This is a genomic window from Pontibacillus yanchengensis (assembly GCF_009856295.1).
Taxonomy (GTDB): domain Bacteria; phylum Bacillota; class Bacilli; order Bacillales; family BH030062; genus Pontibacillus; species Pontibacillus yanchengensis_A.
In genome coordinates this window covers 266,925-286,269 of record NZ_WMEU01000005.1, presented here as the reverse complement: position 1 = coordinate 286,269, position 19,345 = coordinate 266,925, and the positions used below count along the sequence as shown (strand labels likewise).

At 37.7% G+C, this 19,345-nt stretch carries 18 protein-coding genes; 3 read left to right on the top strand and 15 right to left on the bottom strand.

The genetic code is table 11. The features are described from left to right. Positions 1-16: 16 nt before the first annotated feature. Together GLW08_RS16070 and GLW08_RS16065 are read right to left on the bottom strand one after the other, a co-directional pair. On the bottom strand, positions 17-1,321 hold the full coding sequence (locus GLW08_RS16070) for a hypothetical protein (RefSeq protein WP_160849659.1): 1,305 nt from the start codon (positions 1,319-1,321) through the stop codon (positions 17-19). Between the two features lie 174 nt (positions 1,322-1,495). Beyond that, positions 1,496-2,212, bottom strand: a complete 717-nt coding sequence (locus tag GLW08_RS16065) for a hypothetical protein (protein WP_160849658.1) — start codon at positions 2,210-2,212, stop codon at positions 1,496-1,498. 231 nt (positions 2,213-2,443) lie between these two features. Between GLW08_RS16065 and GLW08_RS16060 the strand changes: the two genes are divergently transcribed. Continuing rightward, positions 2,444-3,019 carry a hypothetical protein gene (locus GLW08_RS16060; protein WP_160849657.1) on the top strand — a complete coding sequence of 192 codons (576 nt, stop codon included), beginning with the start codon at positions 2,444-2,446 and terminating at the stop codon, positions 3,017-3,019. A gap of 220 nt (positions 3,020-3,239) precedes the next feature. Continuing rightward, the gene (locus tag GLW08_RS16055) at positions 3,240-4,562 is read left to right on the top strand and encodes a hypothetical protein (RefSeq protein WP_160849656.1); all 1,323 of its coding nucleotides are present in this window, start codon (positions 3,240-3,242) and stop codon (positions 4,560-4,562) included. Positions 4,563-4,854: 292 nt separating this feature from the next. On the opposite strand, the gene rbsB is transcribed toward GLW08_RS16055, so the two are convergent. From rbsB to GLW08_RS15995, 12 genes are all read right to left on the bottom strand, one after another. Continuing rightward, positions 4,855-5,805, bottom strand: a complete 951-nt coding sequence (gene rbsB / locus GLW08_RS16050) for a ribose ABC transporter substrate-binding protein RbsB (protein ID WP_160849655.1) — start codon at positions 5,803-5,805, stop codon at positions 4,855-4,857. A 67-nt stretch (positions 5,806-5,872) separates the two neighbouring features. Beyond that, positions 5,873-6,811, bottom strand: coding sequence for an ABC transporter permease subunit (locus tag GLW08_RS16045; protein WP_036820116.1), 939 nt, complete (start codon positions 6,809-6,811; stop codon positions 5,873-5,875). After that, positions 6,808-8,325 carry a sugar ABC transporter ATP-binding protein gene (locus tag GLW08_RS16040; protein ID WP_160849654.1) on the bottom strand — a complete coding sequence of 506 codons (1,518 nt, stop codon included), beginning with the start codon at positions 8,323-8,325 and terminating at the stop codon, positions 6,808-6,810. The genes GLW08_RS16045 and GLW08_RS16040 overlap by 4 nt, the downstream gene beginning before the upstream one ends. 30 nt (positions 8,326-8,355) lie before the next feature. Beyond that, a complete protein-coding gene (rbsD, locus tag GLW08_RS16035; protein ID WP_160849653.1) occupies positions 8,356-8,751 on the bottom strand; it encodes a D-ribose pyranase in 396 nt (131 codons plus the stop codon). Continuing rightward, positions 8,748-9,638, bottom strand: coding sequence for a ribokinase (rbsK, locus tag GLW08_RS16030; protein WP_160849652.1), 891 nt, complete (start codon positions 9,636-9,638; stop codon positions 8,748-8,750). Before rbsK ends, rbsD begins: the two co-directional genes overlap by 4 nt. Continuing rightward, positions 9,639-10,634, bottom strand: coding sequence for a LacI family DNA-binding transcriptional regulator (locus GLW08_RS16025; RefSeq protein ID WP_337193951.1), 996 nt, complete (start codon positions 10,632-10,634; stop codon positions 9,639-9,641). Between the two features lie 201 nt (positions 10,635-10,835). Continuing rightward, complete coding sequence (locus GLW08_RS16020; RefSeq protein ID WP_160849651.1) at positions 10,836-12,065, bottom strand: MFS transporter; 1,230 nt, start codon at positions 12,063-12,065, stop codon at positions 10,836-10,838. A 64-nt stretch (positions 12,066-12,129) separates the two neighbouring features. Further along, entirely contained in the window at positions 12,130-13,557 is a 1,428-nt protein-coding gene (locus tag GLW08_RS16015) for a TRAP transporter large permease (RefSeq protein WP_160849650.1), read from the bottom strand. Next, on the bottom strand, positions 13,557-14,063 hold the full coding sequence (locus tag GLW08_RS16010) for a TRAP transporter small permease (RefSeq protein WP_160849649.1): 507 nt from the start codon (positions 14,061-14,063) through the stop codon (positions 13,557-13,559). The genes GLW08_RS16015 and GLW08_RS16010 overlap by 1 nt, the downstream gene beginning before the upstream one ends. 82 nt (positions 14,064-14,145) lie before the next feature. Beyond that, positions 14,146-15,192 (bottom strand): TRAP transporter substrate-binding protein, encoded by a 1,047-nt coding sequence (locus GLW08_RS16005; RefSeq protein ID WP_160849648.1) that lies wholly within the window; start codon positions 15,190-15,192, stop codon positions 14,146-14,148. A 243-nt stretch (positions 15,193-15,435) separates the two neighbouring features. Further along, positions 15,436-16,134: a response regulator gene (locus tag GLW08_RS16000; protein ID WP_160849647.1), complete on the bottom strand. Its 699-nt coding sequence runs from the start codon at positions 16,132-16,134 to the stop codon at positions 15,436-15,438. Then, entirely contained in the window at positions 16,115-17,740 is a 1,626-nt protein-coding gene (locus GLW08_RS15995; RefSeq protein ID WP_160849710.1) for an ATP-binding protein, read from the bottom strand. Before GLW08_RS15995 ends, GLW08_RS16000 begins: the two co-directional genes overlap by 20 nt. 99 nt (positions 17,741-17,839) lie before the next feature. On the opposite strand from GLW08_RS15995, the gene GLW08_RS15990 reads away from it, so the two are divergent. Continuing rightward, the gene (locus GLW08_RS15990) at positions 17,840-18,892 is read left to right on the top strand and encodes a DctP family TRAP transporter solute-binding subunit (protein WP_160849646.1); all 1,053 of its coding nucleotides are present in this window, start codon (positions 17,840-17,842) and stop codon (positions 18,890-18,892) included. 73 nt (positions 18,893-18,965) lie between these two features. Here GLW08_RS15990 and GLW08_RS15985 read toward each other — a convergent pair whose 3' ends face one another. After that, positions 18,966-19,142: a hypothetical protein gene (locus GLW08_RS15985; RefSeq protein WP_160849645.1), complete on the bottom strand. Its 177-nt coding sequence runs from the start codon at positions 19,140-19,142 to the stop codon at positions 18,966-18,968. Positions 19,143-19,345 lie beyond the last annotated feature (203 nt).

Below are 19,345 nucleotides of genomic sequence, written 5' to 3'. Positions count from 1 at the left end.
TTTTCACCTCCGTTAGTTATTCTAAAAATAGCTTTTTAATTGTGGATAACCAATTACCTGTTTCCCGCTCGTGAATCACCTGTTCCGCTTTAACATTTTGATCATTATCATAGGATTTAGATGACTCTGAAAAATCTACTTTATCTGCCGAAGGTTGAGGTGGTTTGTGGGAAGATGGTTTTGGTTTCGAGGTACCTTGTTGGTTCTTGGGTTTATTACTGGTTCTTTGTGAAATTCTCGGGGATTTTACTTTATAATTATTGTAAGTTGATGGAATTGATTTATATGAATTATGCTTTTGAATATAATCTTGTGTCTTATTAGAATTTTTCACTGTATGATAAAACCAATTGTCTTGATTCTTGAAACTAACATTTTCAGGTGTCTGAGAGTTGGACGAAGATTGTAAAACATTTGTGTCCGAATTATCGCTTTTCTTAGCTTCCATTTCTTCTCTCTCTACAGGAGATTGCTTTGGATACTCCATAGAAGGTTGATAATGGTCTACCTTATTTTTTTGTTGTAATTCATAAAGAAGAGATTGTAAAGATTCGTAAAGATTTTGTTGATCCTGTTTTAGTTCTTGCAACTCTTCTGATAGTTTATTTTGCTTATTATACATGTCATCTAAGTTTGTAAAGTAATCTGTTTTATGCTGATTCAATAGAACAGATTCTAGCATTGATAAAACGGTTTCTTGTTCCTTTTGAATAGAATTCAAGAACTCTAATAGTTTATGTTGGTCTCTACTTAAATTACTTGGAAGATTTTCATGAAGAGACTTCAATTCGTTTACTTCCTCAAGTAACTCCATTTCATCTGCTTTCATCAACTGTAAAGCCTTAATGATTTTACTTTGATCAGTTTCGATTGATTTGAAATTAACATCAAACACTTTATTATGTGATACCGCTAGTTCTTTAATATAACCCAATTCCTTTTCAACCATTTTAAATTGATTTAACGTTTCCCTATTTGTTTCGTCTACATTATTTTTAATTTGCTTTACAGATTGGTCTAACTTTTTTTCTAGTTCAGGTAATTGTTTAATTGTATATATAACTTCTGAAATTTCATCTTTATATTTCAATCCCTCTTCATTTAATTTACTTGAAAGATTATCTATCTTCTTTAAATAGTTTATCTCTTCTTTTCTATTATCATGTAGGACTTCTAATAAATTCGAAACTTCTTTCTCTGCACCTCTCATTTTACGTCGTAAATCACTTGAGAGAAATTCATTGGATATATCCTTAAAAAAGCTCTCGAAATAATTTTCCAATTGCTCAATCGGGGTGGAATTCTCTTTATTTGTAGTCATTAGTTTTACCACTCCTTTCACTAAATACATTCATCCATATCTCTATTATGTATATTCATTTTTTACTAATTTGTTAACGAGAAAGGTTAAACTGTTTCACGTCATTACAATTGGTCTATCAAACCGTATATATATAAAAGTGTAGACCAATATGATCTACACTTTTGAAAAATCTTATTCGTTATTATTTCCCATTGAACGTGGTCCTGGAAAGATTTGTGGACATTGTTGAGGCAGAAGAGGTGCACATGTTTCTTCAGGGAGAATAATATCTCGCGGTTCGCAAAGACGTGCCAATACTTCCAATTTAACAAAGTCATACGATTGAATAGCCTGACAAAGATTAAATCTAGCACTAAATGTTAGTACGTCTCCCTCTTCTTCAGACCCATTACATGTGAAATTAAATGGTTTAATAGTAGTAGTCGGCAAAAGTGTACAATCTATCATTGTTCCTTCAGGTGCACATAATAGTACATTTTCTGGTTCGATATCATCAATTTCAGCTGTCCCACATGCAGCAACAACTACACATCCATTTTCATCTACTACATCGAATGTAACACGGAAAGTAACCATATCTTTTGTTACTGTCACCCACTGCAATGTGATAACCTCACCGTTATCTAGAACTACTTCTTCATCGGTTCTCGGGCTGGACATGTCAGCTTCACAACCACCGTCTTCAGGTATAATTACTTCGGCCTGAACATTAACTATTTTGCCCCCCATATCAAGTGCTTCACAAATATCATCTACATCCGTACCGTTAGCGGGAATAAATTCTAGACCTGCTTGATTTCCAGGAAGACTCACAATCACAAAGTCAAATACTTTCTTAGCATCAATGCATTCACGACGAAAATCATTTAAATTTCCGAATTGATCCATACATACAACATCCTTTCGTTAATTTATCATTTAGTACACAATTACATCCTATGTGATTTTGTACTAAATGCTATAATGTAAAGGCCTAAATGATACAATATAATGGAAATTAAATATATTGCCTACCTTGTAATGAACAAATACGAACGAAAAACTGTGAAAATATATGTATTTTATGAATCATTCACTATTACCTCTACATAGTAATGGGGAATAGGGGGGGGTGCGTTCATGAACAATAAAATTACTGAAATTGAAAATAAAATACTGCAACTTGAAGCAGAATTAAGCCATACTAAGCATTTACTTAAGGAAGTGAAGGGAAATATAACTGACAATGAATATCCCTTACTTGTTATCACTTATTTCACATATACTGTAAAGTTATCCTATTTGGCTGATAATCCTTCCGTTTCTATCATAGGGAGTATGGTCATAAAAAACCTTGGAGACAAACGGCTAACTCATCCATACATATGCCTGAAATTAAACTCGACAAGTCATATTTCATTCGCTGGCAAAATTAATGACCATGATTTAATCGATCACGGTTACAGTCCATTACCTACACAGACATGGAACTATATTAATGAAGATGTAAAGTCTCTTACAGAAAGCGAAGGAGAATATTGGTTATCACCATTAAACCTAACTCACTTAGATGGTGGTCAAACACTTAGTTTCGCTAACTTTCAAATTCGTTTAGACAAAAATAAAACGGCTAGACCATTTAAAATAGTCGGTTTTATTTATGGAAAAGAAATAGAAGAAGGGATTGCTACACTTAATAAAATTCATATCAATTAAAATAATCCCTATATAAATCAAGGAGGAAACCTCAAATATAAACTTTTGTTTATATTTGAGGTTTTTCCATTTCTACAAAAGAAAATCATAGCTTTCAAAAGATATTACTAAGTACAATTCACACTACACTAAATGATTATTTTTTCAGTTCACATGGTATTAAACCAATCATTTTTATAATTTTGAAATATATTATTGTATTGAATAGGAGGATATTAGAATGGATAATAATTTGTCTAAACAAATTACAGAGGCTGTGAACAGGAGGTTTGCTAAACGACGTAAAATAGATATTATAAAATTGTTGGATCATAAAAAAAATAGATGGATTAAAATTAGTAAGGTGGAACTTGTAACTAATTATAAAGTTAGATGTAAATTTGAAGTTTCTAAAGATTTAAAAACGATGATTCAAGAAGACTTCTTTGCAGAATATGATAGTAGTATAGAAAATGTCCCTAAAAGCATATTAGTTATTCCAGCTCTATCCAATATAAGCACAATTGCGTGGGTTCTAAAAGCAAATGTGTACCTCGATGAATTAGACAGTAATTTTTATAATTCTTTACAAACAATTAAACGGTCCTTCCAAAAGTTATATCCAAACATTGATTTTATTGGCGAAATTTACCCTAAATATTTAAAAGATAACAAAGGATATAGCAGAAAAAATAGTGCATTATTATTTAGTGGTGGAGTAGACTCAACAGTCACTTATATAAACCACCGACGTGAGAACCCCCTTTTAATAACAGGATGGGGGCCAGATATGAACTTAACTAAGCATAAAGAATGGAAAGAAGTCCAGAACTTCATGATTCGCTTCGGAAAGAAGAATCAATTACAAAACTGTTTTGTGAAAACGAATATGAGTGAATTTTTCCGACGTTTACCACTAACCAAAATTATAAATCGCAAGAGTAGTAAAATGTTATACTGGTACCCTCATATTCAACATGGTCTTGCGTTGTTAGGGTTATGTGCACCAATATCTTTTAGTAAAGGATTAGAAAAAATTTATATAGCCTCAAGTAATTCTTCAGAATTCCCAATACCATACGGGTCACACCCAACAATTGAAAATAATACACACTGGGGTGAAACCAAGTGTATTTATGATGGATTTGACTATGAAAGACAAGATAAAATTCGCTTGATAAAAGATTATATTTTTACTAAAGACAAGGACCTACAAATACGTGTTTGTTTTATTTCACCTGGAGGCAACAATTGTAGTAGATGTACAAAATGTAAAGATACAATAATTGGATTAGTTTTAGAAGGGATTAATCCTAACAATCATGGGTTTACAGTCAATGAGCAAACCTTTCAATCTACAATAGATTCTTTTGAAAATGGGAGAAGAAAGTTTGGAGATATAGCTTATTTTTATCGCTATTTTTCTATTCAAAAAAGAGCACAGACACAAATAAATGCGATTGATCCAAAGTATAAGTTTTTTTATGAATGGCTCATCAATACTAACTTAAAAAGCTTCCTTACATTTCAGGCTAGCAAAGAAATGTCTAAATATAGTTTATGAGGAACAAAAGTGCAAACCCCCGTCTAGCGACGTAAAAACTACTGCTCATAGCACATGGGTTGATTCGATGTTGCTGCGTTACGCAGTGGTCTTAATCGAACCTCCACAAAACCTCCATCCCCACAGAATTTCACCTAAATCCGCAGTGATATAAAGGAAACACAGAGAGTAATAGCTAACCGATGTTGACTTATCGTATGGAGTTGAGGGAAGCACATCGATAAGCTCTACCTATTATTTCTTTATTAGAAAAAGCTGCCTTGTTTAAGGCAGCTTTTTTAACCTATACTCATTACTTCACTAATTTCAATTCAACTGGAATAAAGTCTTTCACGCTTTCTCCGTTATGCACTTTAACTGCTGTTTGTACAGCTTTTTCACCAATTAGAGTTGGCTGTTGAGCGATGGTTGCATCCATGCGCCCTTCTTCAATTGCTTTACGCGCGTCATCAGTTGCATCGAAACCGACTACAATAGTATCTTCAGCCATATTGGCAGATTCTAATGCTTGTACGGCTCCTAGAGCCATTTCATCGTTGTGAGCAAATACAGCATCAAAATTATCTGTACTCTGAATGATGTTCTCCATTACGGTTAAACCTTTAGAACGATCAAAATCTGCAGCTTGCTTTGCTGCTACTTCGATTTTGTCATTTTCATCTACAACATTGTGGAAGCCTTTCCCGCGTTCACGTGCTGCTGATGAACCTGGAATACCTTCTAGTTCCACTACTTTTCCACCACCGCTCAGTTGCTCGACAATGTAATTAGCAGCCATTTCGCCACCTTTTACGTTGTCAGATGCGATGTGAGAAACCACTTCTCCTCCATCTGCACTGCGGTCAACGGTAATCACTGGAATATCCGCTTCATTCGCTGACTCAATCGCTGTAGTAATTGCTGCAGAGTCTGTTGGATTTACGAGTAATACATCAACATTTTGCGTAATTAAATCTTCAATACCACTTACTTGCTTACCAGGGTCGTTTTGCGCATCTACCGTCGTAAGCTCTACCCCTTCTTCTTCCGCTGCTTTTTCAGCACCTTCTTTAAGTGTTACGAAGAATGGGTTGTTTTGTGTGGAAATGGAAAGACCAATCTTCAACGTTCCATCTTCTTTTTCGGAGTCTCCTCCACTTCCATTTCCTTCATCTGAAGAAGAATTTGGGGCTTCCGTCGAACACCCAGCAATAAATACAAGAGCGATAAGAGCTACACCTAAGCTTTTCCAAATGTGTTTCATTATAAAACCCTCCCAAGGTTAGTAAAAATATTTATCTCAACAGTGCTTTTACACTGTTCAGAACAACTTAAGCTGTTTTCTTTCGATCCATAAGCACGGCTAACAGAATGACAGTACCTTTTACAACTTGTTGGAAGAAGGAAGATACGTCTAACAAGTTCAATCCATTATTTAAGACACCTATAATAAGTGCACCTACTAATGTTCCGAATATCCAACCGCGTCCCCCGGATAAGCTTGTACCACCGAGAACAACAGCAGCGATTGCATCCAGTTCAAATGCCACTCCTACGTTTGGTTGAGCTGAGTTTAAGCGGCTAGTTAAAATAATTCCTGCAAGAGCAGATAAAAGGCCTGTTAAGGAATAAACCCAAATCTTCACCCGATCCGCTCGAATACCTGAAAGAATAGATGCTTCCTCGTTACCTCCAATGGAGTACACTTGGCGACCAAAAACGGTTTTCTTCAGTATGAAAAATAGAATAGCAAAAGCAACAGTCATTAGTACGGCTGGTACAGGAATGCCAAATAAATATCCTTGTCCAATCATCTTGAAGGACATACTGTCGGATAGCCCTGTAATCGGACGACCATCGGTATAAACAAGCGTCAATCCTCTAAATATAGTCATGGTTGCCAGTGTGGCAATAAAAGGGGCTACTTTTCCTTTCGTAATAACAATTCCATTGAATGCACCCATCGCAGCACCAGCTAGCATTCCCAGGATTACGGCTAACATCGGGTCCATACCACTTGATAACATTCCAGCGGTCAACGCTCCAGAAAGAGCCAGCGTGGATCCTACCGATAAATCAATTCCGCCAGTCAAAATAACGAAGGTCATTCCAAATGCTATCAGTGCATTAATCGAAACTTGGCGTAACACAACTAAGATATTGTCCAGCGTAAGAAAGTTGTCACTCATAAATGTCAAAATGATAACGATTACAAAAAAACCTAGCAATGGACCTAACTTTTGTAACATTCCCGTCATCGACTTGTTCATCCTCTATTCCCTCCCATTGCCGCTTGTCCAGTAGCAGCTTGCATGATTTTCTCTTGGTCTGCCTCTTCTCGTGATACAGTCGTTGCCACTTTTCCTTCGTGGATGACTAATATTCGATCACTCATCCCGAGTACCTCAGGTAACTCAGAAGATACCATGATGATGGAGACTCCTCGTTCTGTTAGTTCATTCATAATATGGTAGATTTCCTTCTTAGCCCCAATATCAACACCACGAGTTGGTTCATCTAATATGAGCACCTTTGGCTCAATGCCTAACCATTTACCAATGACGACTTTTTGCTGATTTCCTCCACTTAAGGATTTCACTTCTTGATGGGGGCCTGTTGCCTTTACCTGAAGTCGGGACATTAGGGATTCTACAAGCTCTTGTTCACTTTTGTTTGATAAGACTCCATAGTTCGATAGATTTGAAAGCATTGGCAACGCCATGTTTTCTCGAATAGATAGATTGAGTACGAGCCCTTCTGACTTCCGGTCCTCTGTTATAAACCCAATACCTGCTTCAATGGAATCCTTTGGGTGCTTAATCTTAAGATGTTGACCATCTAAGAACACTTGACCATTAGATATTTTTCTAGAACCAAACAGAGCTTCCATTATTTCCGTTCTTCCTGCTCCCATCAGACCTGCTACACCAAGAATTTCTCCTTTTCGCACTGAAAAGGACACGTCCTCAAAACAGCCTTCCCTTGATAAAGACTTTACTTCAAGCTTTGTATCTCCTATTTCAGATGTACGGTCAGGGAATCGTTGACCGAGTTCACGACCCACCATCATTTTCACAATTTCTTCAAAGGAAGTTTGGTTGCTGTATTTCGTTCCGATATATTCCCCATCTCGAAGAACAGAAATGCGATCACATAAGGAAAAAATCTCTTCCATTCTGTGTGATATATACACAATGCCTACACCTTGATCTCTTAACTGACGAATAACCTTAAACAACGCTTCAATTTCACGGTCAGTAAGAGCAGCCGTAGGCTCATCCATAACCAATACTTCCGCATTCGTCGAAATGGCTCTGGCTATTTCAACCATCTGCTGCTTTCCAACTGACAACTGTCCGGCTTCTTCATCTGGATCCATATCAATGCCTAGTCGCTGGAGTCGTTCCCTCGTCTTTTGCTGCATTTCTTTTGTTTTTAATACGCCTGTTTTCCCATATTTCAGTTCTTTTCCAAGAAACATATTTTGGGCAACAGTCAAATAAGGAATAATATTTAATTCTTGGTGAATGACGGCGATGCCAGCTTTCTCAGCTTCTTTCGGGTTTGAAAATTCCACCTCTTTTCCATTAACACTTACGGTTCCTTGATCTCGTTTGTGTATCCCGGTGAGAATTTTCATCATCGTGGATTTTCCAGCACCGTTTTCTCCCATAAGAGCGTGAATTTCCCCTGGCTTCACATCAAAGTGGACATCTTTTAACACCTTATTACCAACGAATGATTTATGAATATGCTTCATTTCTACAATAGGCTGTACGGTCATGGTCTCCCCCCTTTAAAACAAAGCTGAATACTAAAAGATTACTCCAGAAGTCAAGATGACATTGGCAAATGGACTAGCTTCTCCAGTCCGAATTACAACTTTGGCATCGTTCGTTGCTTCTTTTAAGACATCATGTGATAAAAAATCCATCGTGTATTGATTACAACGATTGAGAAGATTCTGATGCAGGGAAGGGTTATGAATTTCCATCTCATTTGCTAACGTCATCTTCTCCACCTCCATATCATCCAGAATAGCTTCGAGCACCTCTATAAAGCTCGGAGTCCCTTTTGTAATCGATAGATCAATACGAGGGACATGTTCTGGTATTGGTAAACCGCAATCTGCTATAACAATAGTATCGGTATGGCCTAACCTTGCTAGAACGCTAGCAATATCACTGTTAATCATCCCATTCTTTTTCATGTTTGTTCCCCCTGATGTTCCAAAAATACTTGAACTTCTGCTTGTGTAGGTAGTCCTGTTTGCGCCCCAGACTTGAGAACCGATAGCGCAGCTACTGCATTCGCATAGCTAATCGCCTCTTGTTTCGTAGAACCTTCAGACAATTTGAAAGCTAATGCGCCATTAAAAGCATCCCCTGCCCCAGTTGTATCTACGGGATCAACACGATACGCAGGAATAAGTCTTTCCTTACCATCCTCATAGAAGAAAACACCTTCGCTCCCCTTCGTAATAATGAGCTTATCTTCTAAATTCGATTGATGAGACTGGTTAAATAACGTCTCTGCCTCTGACTCGTTTGGTGTGATAATATCCACCCATTGAAGTAAAGATTCAGGTAGCGCTTGTATAGGAGCAGGGTTCAAGATGACCGTCGCTCCACCTTCTTTTGCTAGTTTTGCAGCTTTCTCTACCGTCTCGAGCGGAATTTCCAACTGCATTAACACGATATCACTAGAGCGTAGCACCTCCGCACACGATTTAATATAGTCAGGTGTGACGCTATGATTTGCTCCTGGATTTACAATAATTCGATTATCTCCATTCGATAAAATGATCGTAGCTGTCCCTGACGGAGTATCTGTAACCGGTTTCACATTTTCTGTAACGACTCCATTTTCACGAAGCGTTTCACTTAATTCCTGTCCAAAAGCATCCTTACCAACAGCGCCGATCATGTTCGTTTTTGCCCCTAAGCGGGAGGCAGATACGGCCTGATTAGCTCCCTTACCACCCGGGTACGTTGCAAAATCATAACCTAACACGGTTTCTCCTTGATTGGGAACTTGTTCTGTACTCGTTACTAAATCCATATTAATACTTCCTACCACTGTAACGTTTGGTGTCATCTATACCCCTCCTTTTTTAACGGTTTCTCGTTCAATGATTTGAACTCCAAAGGAATGATTCGAATGTACTGAAGGGATTCCTTCTATATAATTAATTAATAACTCTGCTGCTTTCGATCCCACATCATAAATAGGTTGCGCCATTGTAGTTAGAGCAGGTGTGGTCGTTTCTCCTAGAGCAATACCATCAAACCCTATAATCGATAAGTTTTCAGGTACTTTAATTCCGAGAGCCTCCGCTGCTTTCAAAACACCAACCGCCATTAGATCGTTCCCTACAAATATTCCATCGACATCTGGATATTTTTCCAATAATTGGGTTGCTGCTTCTTTGGCAGGGTCCAGCTCATATTTACCATCTACTACTAAACCGTCCACATACCACTCTTTATCTCTTACCATATCCAAATATCCTTGTTTTCTAGCATGTGCGTTATCTACATAATCTGGCCCTGATATATGAGCAACTTTCTGGCATCCATTTTTCATCAAATACTGAACAGCCTCTTGTGCCCCTTCATAGTTCTGCACAGAAACAGAAGGCATATGAGGAGAAATGATTCGGTCTAGTGCTACGACCGGAACGTTCAGTTCGTGAACCTGTTCTGTCGTAAGCGTACTACTTACGACGATGAATCCATCTATATATTTTTGTTTCAATGCAGTTAAATATTGCTGTTCTTTCTCCATTTGATTGTCTGAGTTACATAATACAAATGTGTACTCTGTTTCATTCGCCACATCTTCCACCGCCCTAGCTAACTCAGGGAAGAATGGGTTAGTAATATCAGGTAAGATGAGCCCTATCATTTTAGATCGTCGTTTAAATAAACTTCTCGCGACATCATTTGGCAAATAGTTCAGTTCTTTAATTGCTTCTGTTACTTTCACTCGAGTATCCTCATTTACATACCCATTACTATTGAGTACTCTCGAAACGGTAGCAACAGAAACACCTGCTTGCTTAGCAACATCACGAATCGTAGCCATCATCATACCTGCTTTCTCTATCAATTTATTAATGTGTAACGGGTTACATATTGTTTTAATAAGAAAGAGTTACTATGTAACCCGTTACAGCCATGGTAAAGCGCTTACACATTTAATGTCAACCTTAGTTTGCAATTCTATTTGAAAATTCTCTGTAATTTGACTAAAAGCCTATGTTGTAAAATAAGTAACAACATAGGCTTGCCACTAGGTCCTTGATTCTGAAGTCTGTAATCTCTTAGATGACTCTTGTTTATCAATCTCTTTCTCTATACTCGCCATCTGAAACGCTACATACATGGTAGATGCTAGAACCAAATAACACCCTATGACTACCCCAGGCCAATTCATCTGGTTCCAGAATGGATCTAAGTATATTGGACCTAGACTTCCTCCTATATAATAGGAAATCAAATACAGACCTGATGCACTAGCTTTACTAAATGTTGCTCGACCACTAACCCAAGAACTAGATGTAGAATGAGCAAAGAAGAATCCGAAACAGTTCATAAGCAAGCCACCTATGATAGCAAAGACACTTGGAATCAGTGTTATAGCTAAACCGCATACCATGATGAGAATTCCTATTTTAATACATGCAGCATGTGAAAATTTTTTAGAGACCCGACCTGCTATTTGTGAGCTAATTGTTCCTGCAATATAGGTTAAAAAGAGAACGCCTATGAGACTCGTAGGAAGTTGGTAAGGTGGGGAAGTTAAAAGGTACGTGACGTAATTAAAATGGCCGACAAACAAGAAAAAGTGTAAACCACCTACTATATAGGCTAGTCTTAGCTCTCGGTTTAAGACATGACTTTTATAGACACCTAATGCTTCTTTCCAATCAAATTTCTTTGGCTCAAAATATCGAGATGGTCGTAACAGAACAACAAACAAAACAAAGCAAACCAAACTCACAACACCCATAACCAAAAAGGCTGTTTGCCAGTCATATAGATCCGTCACGATACCACTTACTATCCTGCCGAACATGCCTCCAATTGTATTACCACTTATGAAGACACCAATCGCAACAGACAGAGCATGAGTAGAATATTCTTCCCCTATATAAGCTAGTGCTAGCGAGGGTAATCCAGCAAGGAGAATCCCCTGTAGTACACGCATAACGAGAAAAAATTCAAAGTTGAACGAAAAAGCAGCCAAAAAGGTTACAATAGTCCCCAACCCCATTGTTACAATCATAATCCCTCTTCGACCAATACTGTCAGAAATAGGACCATAAAAAAACAAAGATATCCCTATAGCGAATATAACAAGGGATAGGGACATACTTGCCTGTAAAGGAGACACTGCAAATTCCTTCGTTAACACGGGTAAGATTGGTTGAGTGAAATACACATTGGCAAATACAAACAAAGAACCAATGCTTAAAGCAATCGTATTCGTCCAAAATGCTTTTGTTCGAGCTTCTATCATAGGAACAACCCTTCTTCCTGTTCAATTACAATAGCCCCCACTTATTCAGAAGGGGCTAGTCTCATTAACGAAATCCGTACAAAAATTCAGGTAACCAAAGACTGATGGCTGGAATGTAGGTTACCAGGATTAATCCAATAACGACGGCAACCAACCAAGGCAGTGCTGACTTTGTTACGTCCACAAGGGGCATCTTCGTTATTCCACTTGCCACATATAAATTCAATCCAACTGGAGGCGTAATCATGCCAACTTCCATGTTTACAACCATCACGATACCGAAATGAATTGGATCTATTCCAACCCCCATCGCTACCGGGAATAAAATAGGTGCCAGAATTGTAATAATCGCTGTTGGTTCCATGAATTGTCCTGCAATAAATAATAAAATATTTACAATAAGCAAGAACATTATAGGTCCCATGTTCCAACCTGTAATCAATTCTGCTATTGAGTGAGGAATACGTTCTAGCGTTAAAATATGAGCAAAAGTCATGGCCATGGCAATGATGAAAAATAACATGGCTGTAGTCTTAGCCGAATTCAACAAAATCTCCGGAAAATCCTTGAATCTTAGATCCTTATGAATCCATAATCCTACTACAACCCCTAATACAACTGCTACTGCTGCAGATTCAGTTGGAGTGAACACCCCAGAATATATTCCACCTACTACAACTATAGGTAAACCAAGACTCCAAATAGCACGTTTAAATGCTTTAAGTCGATCATTAATGGAAGCTTTTTCAGCTTTAGCATAATTTCTTTTTCTCGCAATGAAAAAACTGACCAATGATAGCAATGTCATTAATAGAATTCCTGGTACAATCCCAGCAAGAAAAAGCTTCCCAACAGATTGTTCTACAGTTACAGCATATACTATCATCGGAATACTTGGTGGAATAAGAATACCAAGTGATCCTGCAGTTGACACAGAGCCTACTGCATAGTTTTTATCATATCCATGATCCACCATAGCCGGAATCATAATCCCTCCTATTGCAACCACTGTTGCAGGAGATGAGCCAGAAATGGCAGCAAATAATGTACAAGAAACAATACTTGCAATTGAAAGACCACCAGGAATATGCCCTACCCACATATTGGTTAAATGGATAAGTCTTTTGGCTACTCCGCCTGATGTGAAGATATTACCTGCTAAGACAAAGAAAGGGATAGCCATAAGTGGAAATGAATTTAATCCTGAGAAGACCTTACCTGCTAAATCAGGCAAAGGATCGGTTGTAAAGTAATAGATAGAAAGAAAAGACGAGACCCCTAGTGCAATCGCAATGGGTGTTCCTAATAAAAGCAACAAGAATAACAATGAAAATAGGGCTAGCCCCATATTACTTGTTTGCATTGAGTAGATGACACCGATTAAAGAGACACCTATGACTAGAATCGAAAATAGTTTTTTTGAAAGACCTCCTTGTGGATTTGGTGTCATGCCTTCTGGCTGAGGTGACGTCTGTTCAGTTGCTAGATTCATTAGTGAGCTCCCCCTTCCTCTTGTAGCACATGTTCAGGCTTCGTTCTGATCACTTGAAGCAATTCACGTATAAAATGGAGCGTCATTAAACCAAAAGATAATGGGACGATGAGCAACGGAATGAATAATGGGATTTCTAATTCAGGTGTGACTTGCCCAAATGCAGCAATATTGCCGACATGTTGTACACCCAAAACGGTAATCACAGTTGTAAAAAAAGTACACACAGCTGTCGTTACCAGCACAACCCCTTTCTGAAGGGTGTGGGGAAATTGTTTCACGGCTAGATCAACACCAAGGTGAACCTTGTCTCGTACACCTATAGCTGCACCGACTAGACCTGCATAAATCAGTAAATACACAACGACTTCATGCGTAAATCCTAAGCTTTCCCCAAAGAATTTCCGTAACACAACTTCCACAAAGGACAATAAAACTGCGATAGACATTGCAATACCAACTGATATTTCTTCCATCTTTTTTAGGATATATAGAACAGTCTTCATAAGCAGCCACCTCCCCTTTCTTTTAGAATGACTTTGTAAAAAAAGAGGGCTAAGGAAATGTTAGCCCTCCTCTTCGGTATTTTTATTCGCGTAGACCCTTCACAGCATCAATTAAATCTTTTCCTATTTCCTCTTCAAACTCTTTATAAACAGGATCCATGGCTTTTATCCACGCTTGTTTCTCTTCCTCTGTCAGTTTATGGATTTCTTTTAACGTGCCATCTTCTTTAATCTTCTTAAGATTTTCATCATTTAAGCGCTTTCCATTCTCACGAACCCATTTAGTTGTCTCATTCAGTGCTTTCTCCATGTTTTTACGCACATCATCTGGTAGCCCTTGCCAAAATTCGTTATTCGTAATGACTGCATATCCAAGGTAACCATGGTTACTAATTGTCATATAATCCTGTACTTCATGAAATTTCTTAGAATAAATATTGGATAATGTGTTCTCTTGACCATTAATAACACCTTGCTCTAATGCACTATACACTTCTGAGAATGGCATTGGTGTTGGATTCGCATCTACCGCTTCGAATTGAGCCTCTAGCACTTTACTGGACATAACGCGGAATTTCTCCCCTTCAAAATCAGAGGGCTTTTTCAAGGTATGAGAATCTAATGTCATTTGTTTAAATCCGTTATCCCACATGGATAAACCTAATAGCTGTTCCTCTTTTAACATAGAGAATAACTTTCCACCAATTTCTTCACTCTCCATTGCTTCCTGAACTGCTTTTGTATCTGGAAAAGCAAATGGTAGGTCAAACACCTGCCATTCAGGGAATAGTTTGGAGACCTTTGATGTAGCTGGAGCAGCTAGTTGTACATTATTTTGCTGAATCGCTGATAATACTTCATCATCGGAATACAACTGGGAGTTCGGAAATACTTGTACGTCGACTTTACCGTTAGTATATTTTTCTGCTAGCTTTTCAAATTTGTTTGCTGCCTTTCCTTTAGGCGTGTTTTCCGCTACTACGTGGGAAAACTTCACGACAATCTTATCTTCAGAAGAGCTTGATCCTTCTTCGTTACCACTAGAACCTTGTGAAGAGCGTGCTCCACATCCTGCAATGACTCCAATCAATAACATCATACCTACTAGTAAACTTAAGTATTTTTTCAACTATTGACCCTCCTCTGTTTGGTTAATTTCAATGTTAGCGTTTTCAGTTAATGTTTGAAATATTCTGATTATAATGAACGTTTTGGTCTTTTCGGTCATACGCTGTGATTCTAGCTTGAAAGTAATAGGAAGACCTTATTAGACAATAAAAAACACCCTTAGATGAGGGTGTCTGAACAGAATTACAATCTTGGAAACGCTTTTATGTTTTTGTTATAAAAAAGATCAAAATGAACAAAACCCTTATTTACGTACATAACGATTCATTGGCCTCCCTACTCCTCCATATTGAATCGAAAGCCTTATATCGCCAACTTCCTTTAAATACTCTAAATATCTCCTTGCGGTAACTCTAGCAATACCAATTCCGATAGCTACCTCTTCAGCAGATTGTGATTGTTGTTGGTTACTGATATACTCTCTGATTTGGTTAAGAGTGACTTCATTTAAGCCTTTCGGGAGGTCATGTTGCTTATCAGATATGCGTTCCTCTTGATTGGCTTGATTATGTAATAACTCATCTAATGATTGTTGATTCATTGCCCCTTCTTCTTCTAATCTAGTTCTATATCGCTTATATTGTTCCAGTGCATGCTTCATCCGTTCGAATTGAAACGGCTTCATGATATAGTCTACCGCTCCTTGTTGAAGTATAGTACGAATGGTTTGTTTATCATTAGCAGCAGTCACAGCAATGACATCGACTGTTAATTGTTCACTTCGTATTTGTTGCAAAACCGATATCCCATCCTGGCTTGGAATGTAAATATCTAAAAGAACTAGATCAGGTTGTAATTGTTGAACTTTTTCAATGCCTTCTTTTCCATTAGAAGCTTTATCTATTACAAGGAACCCTTCCACACTATCAATGAATTGTTTATTTACTTCTTGCACCATTGGATCATCTTCAATGAGCAGAACTTTAATCATCGACTTCGCCATCCATCTTCTCCCCTTTTATTGATTGTTTATGTTCCATTGGAAAGGTAATGATAAAACTTGCCCCTTCATTTGGATAAGAATCCACCTCGATATTCCCATTTCCTTTTTGTACAATGTTTTGGACTAAATAAAGGCCCATTCCATGCCCTTCTTCCTTCTTAGTTGTAAAGCCTTCCTCAAAAATCGCTTCCATCTCTCCCTTATCGATTCCATAACCATTGTCTTCTACAATAATGTTGCATTTTTCATGACATTGTTCAATACTTACAAATACACGTTTTTGTTCTATTTCTGTTTTTTCTAATGCGGCAAACGCGTTCTCTATTAAATTACCTAATATCAATACAAAATCATGATGATCTAGGTTTTCAGGAAAAGTCGTAATCTTACTCTCAGGAGAAATAGTAACCTTAATACCTAACTCTTTACCACGGCTAACTTTACTCAATAATAAACCTATGAGACTGTCATTCTTAATTTGCTCTCGTAGGGAGCGTGTAAGTTCTTCTTGTTCCTCAGAAACCTGATACACATAGCTTAAGGCTTCTTCTTGTTTTCCAAGTTGAATGAGTCCGGCAATAGTATGCAATTTGTTCATATGCTCATGATTTTGTACACGAAGTGCCTCCACGAAGGCTTTCACCCCTGTTAACTCTTCCGCTAAATGAGTTACTTCTGTTCGATCCTGAAAAATGGCTACAGCGCCAGCTTGTTCATTATTCATTGTAATAGGGATACGATTACTCATAATATTCGTATCGCGAACACGTATTTCTTGGTTGTAGACTGGAGCATCTTGATGAAGGATTTCTGGTAATCTAGTATCTGCTATCACGTTGCGGATTTGCTTTCCTATGACCTCACCAGAAACACCTAACATTTCTTTTGCTTTTTCATTAAATACTGTGATAGATTCATTCTTATCAATAGCGATAATGCCTTCATGCATGGCATGGAAGGTTGCTGTTCTTTCCGTTAAAATCCTTACAATTTCATGAGGCTCTAGGTTATACATTTGTTCCTTGATATGTCTAGCTAACAGAGATGAACCAAGTACTCCAAATGTCAATGTAAGAATCATAATCACAATCATTTCACGTTTTACACTAGATAACATTTCCAAAAATCCAGGTAATAGATTTCCGGCAATGACTACCCCTACCTGTTTATGGTTCTCATTTACAATAGGAACAAATGCACGAACCGCTGTGCCCGCTTCGCCTTTGGCTAACGACGTATAGGTATGCTCGGCAAATGCAGGACCTTCATCTTCCCCTTTAGATACCGTTCCAAGTTTCGACTGTACAGGGTGTGAATAACGTTCATGTTCCATATTTAATGTTACGATATAATCTGCATTGTTTATAATCCGAATTCGCTCGACTATGGGATTTATTGTTGTCCATCCACGAGTTTCCGTAATATATTGCTCAACCTCTGGTACTTGGGCTACCGTTCTTGCTGTAATCATCGTTCGTTTTCTTAGTTCCTCTTCCTTCACATTTTCAACATTCCCAATAATGACCAGACCACCAATCATCAAGGATACAAGAACGATTGCAAAGGCTAAAATCGTAATTTTCAATTTTATTGGTAGCGATTTCAACTTCATAGAGAAAAATCCCTTCAACGATATTAAATGTTATTGTAGCATGAGTGAAATCATATGTTACAATACTTTCAAACTTTTCAAAGAGGTGCACCCATGAAAAAAGTGCAATGGTCTTTAATCGTTAGTATTATGATTGGACTCATGGTATTTACGGTTTATAATTTTCGAGCTAAAGGTGAAGATATTCATTTTGACGATGAACAAGAAGATTTAACTGACCAAATTGTCATTAAATTTAGCCATGTTGTCGCAGAGAACACCCCTAAAGGGTTAGCTGCTCAACGATTTGCAAAGTTAGTCCAAAAGAAGACAAATAACAAAGTGAAGGTTGAGGTTTATCCCAACGGTATGCTTTATTCTGATGAAGCTGAATTCGAAGCATTAAAACAAGGATCTATTCAGATGATAGCTCCTGCTTCAACCAAAATAACCCGTACGTTCTCTGAATTAGCTCTGCTAGATTTACCTTATGCCTTTCCTAACTATGAAGCTGTCAATAAAGCTCTAACAGGAAATATAAGGGATGAGCTTTTAGCAAATGTAAAAAATGATAATATGTTTGGACTTGCCATTTGGAATAATGGCTTCAAACAAATGACGACAAGTAGCGGACCATTAACAGGTCCATCTGACTTCGCTGATCAGCATTTCAGAGTTATGACCGGACCGGTAATACAAGCACAGTTCGAAGCTCTTCATGCAGAAACCAGTCAAATACCTTTTAATCGCACCTACCAAAACCTTACGAATCAAACCATTACTGGCCAGGAGAATACACTATCCAATATTTATTCGAAGCGATTTTATGAAGTTCAAACTCATATGACCATTAGCAATCACGGGCTATTAAGTTACGTTGTACTCATGAACCAAGGCTTCTGGGACAAACTCTCACCTGAATTACAACAAAACATTCAATCCGCTATGAAAGAAGCCACCAATTGGAATCACCAACATGCCGTAAAAATGAATCAACAAGCCTTAAAAAGAATTAAAGAGCAATCTGACATACATATTTATGACCTACCACCAGAACGAAAAGAAGTATGGAGAAGACAATTTGAGGAAGTATATGATCGGTTTGACGAGGAAATTGGAAAGAGCCTTATGGAAGAGCTTGAGGAATTACGGGAGAAATACAAGTAAGTCGATTCAATTAAAAATTCAGAAACTAACTACCAAAAAAGGATGCCCTTCTAAGGCACCCTTTTTTGTGCAATCAGGAACTTAAAGCCTTCATTCCCTCTAATTCATTCGTATTATGCTCAATCAATTTAACGATGTTCTGATTCCCATCTAATAATTGCTCGGAACTCATCGTCATTTCTTGAATACTTGCTTGAGATTGTTCCATAACTGTAGCCAAACGATTGATTGCTTCATTGATGTTAGACATGGAGTCTTACGACGCATGCCATCGTCTGACAAGAGTCGCTCCTGATTTTCAAAAGTTGCTCCAATATTAAAAATCTCGCTCCTAATTTTGAAAAGTCGCTCCGATATCTTATCTCTAAAATCAATGACACCTTATCATCCAGTTCCTATCCCAACAAAAAAGACCAATCTACTAAGTAATCGGTCTTTTTGTCGTACAGGAAA

What these genes read in the sequence shown, in the direction of transcription:
- GLW08_RS16065 (WP_160849658.1), bottom strand. Translation starts at nt 2,212, where the DNA reads ATGGATCAATTCGGAAATTTAAATGATTTTCGTCGTGAATGCATTGAT.
- GLW08_RS16025 (WP_337193951.1), bottom strand. Translation starts at nt 10,634, where the DNA reads ATGATGATGGCTACGATTCGTGATGTTGCTAAGCAAGCAGGTGTTTCT.
- rbsD (WP_160849653.1), bottom strand. Translation starts at nt 8,751, where the DNA reads ATGAAAAAGAATGGGATGATTAACAGTGATATTGCTAGCGTTCTAGCA.
- GLW08_RS15985 (WP_160849645.1), bottom strand. Translation starts at nt 19,142, where the DNA reads ATGTCTAACATCAATGAAGCAATCAATCGTTTGGCTACAGTTATGGAA.
- rbsK (WP_160849652.1), bottom strand. Translation starts at nt 9,638, where the DNA reads ATGACACCAAACGTTACAGTGGTAGGAAGTATTAATATGGATTTAGTA.
- rbsB (WP_160849655.1), bottom strand. Translation starts at nt 5,805, where the DNA reads ATGAAACACATTTGGAAAAGCTTAGGTGTAGCTCTTATCGCTCTTGTA.
- GLW08_RS16070 (WP_160849659.1), bottom strand. Translation starts at nt 1,321, where the DNA reads ATGACTACAAATAAAGAGAATTCCACCCCGATTGAGCAATTGGAAAAT.
- GLW08_RS16045 (WP_036820116.1), bottom strand. Translation starts at nt 6,811, where the DNA reads ATGAACAAGTCGATGACGGGAATGTTACAAAAGTTAGGTCCATTGCTA.
- GLW08_RS16040 (WP_160849654.1), bottom strand. Translation starts at nt 8,325, where the DNA reads ATGACCGTACAGCCTATTGTAGAAATGAAGCATATTCATAAATCATTC.
- GLW08_RS16020 (WP_160849651.1), bottom strand. Translation starts at nt 12,065, where the DNA reads ATGATAGAAGCTCGAACAAAAGCATTTTGGACGAATACGATTGCTTTA.
- GLW08_RS16015 (WP_160849650.1), bottom strand. Translation starts at nt 13,557, where the DNA reads ATGAATCTAGCAACTGAACAGACGTCACCTCAGCCAGAAGGCATGACA.
- GLW08_RS16055 (WP_160849656.1), top strand. Translation starts at nt 3,240, where the DNA reads ATGGATAATAATTTGTCTAAACAAATTACAGAGGCTGTGAACAGGAGG.
- GLW08_RS16000 (WP_160849647.1), bottom strand. Translation starts at nt 16,134, where the DNA reads ATGGCGAAGTCGATGATTAAAGTTCTGCTCATTGAAGATGATCCAATG.
- GLW08_RS15990 (WP_160849646.1), top strand. Translation starts at nt 17,840, where the DNA reads ATGAAAAAAGTGCAATGGTCTTTAATCGTTAGTATTATGATTGGACTC.
- GLW08_RS16010 (WP_160849649.1), bottom strand. Translation starts at nt 14,063, where the DNA reads ATGAAGACTGTTCTATATATCCTAAAAAAGATGGAAGAAATATCAGTT.
- GLW08_RS16060 (WP_160849657.1), top strand. Translation starts at nt 2,444, where the DNA reads ATGAACAATAAAATTACTGAAATTGAAAATAAAATACTGCAACTTGAA.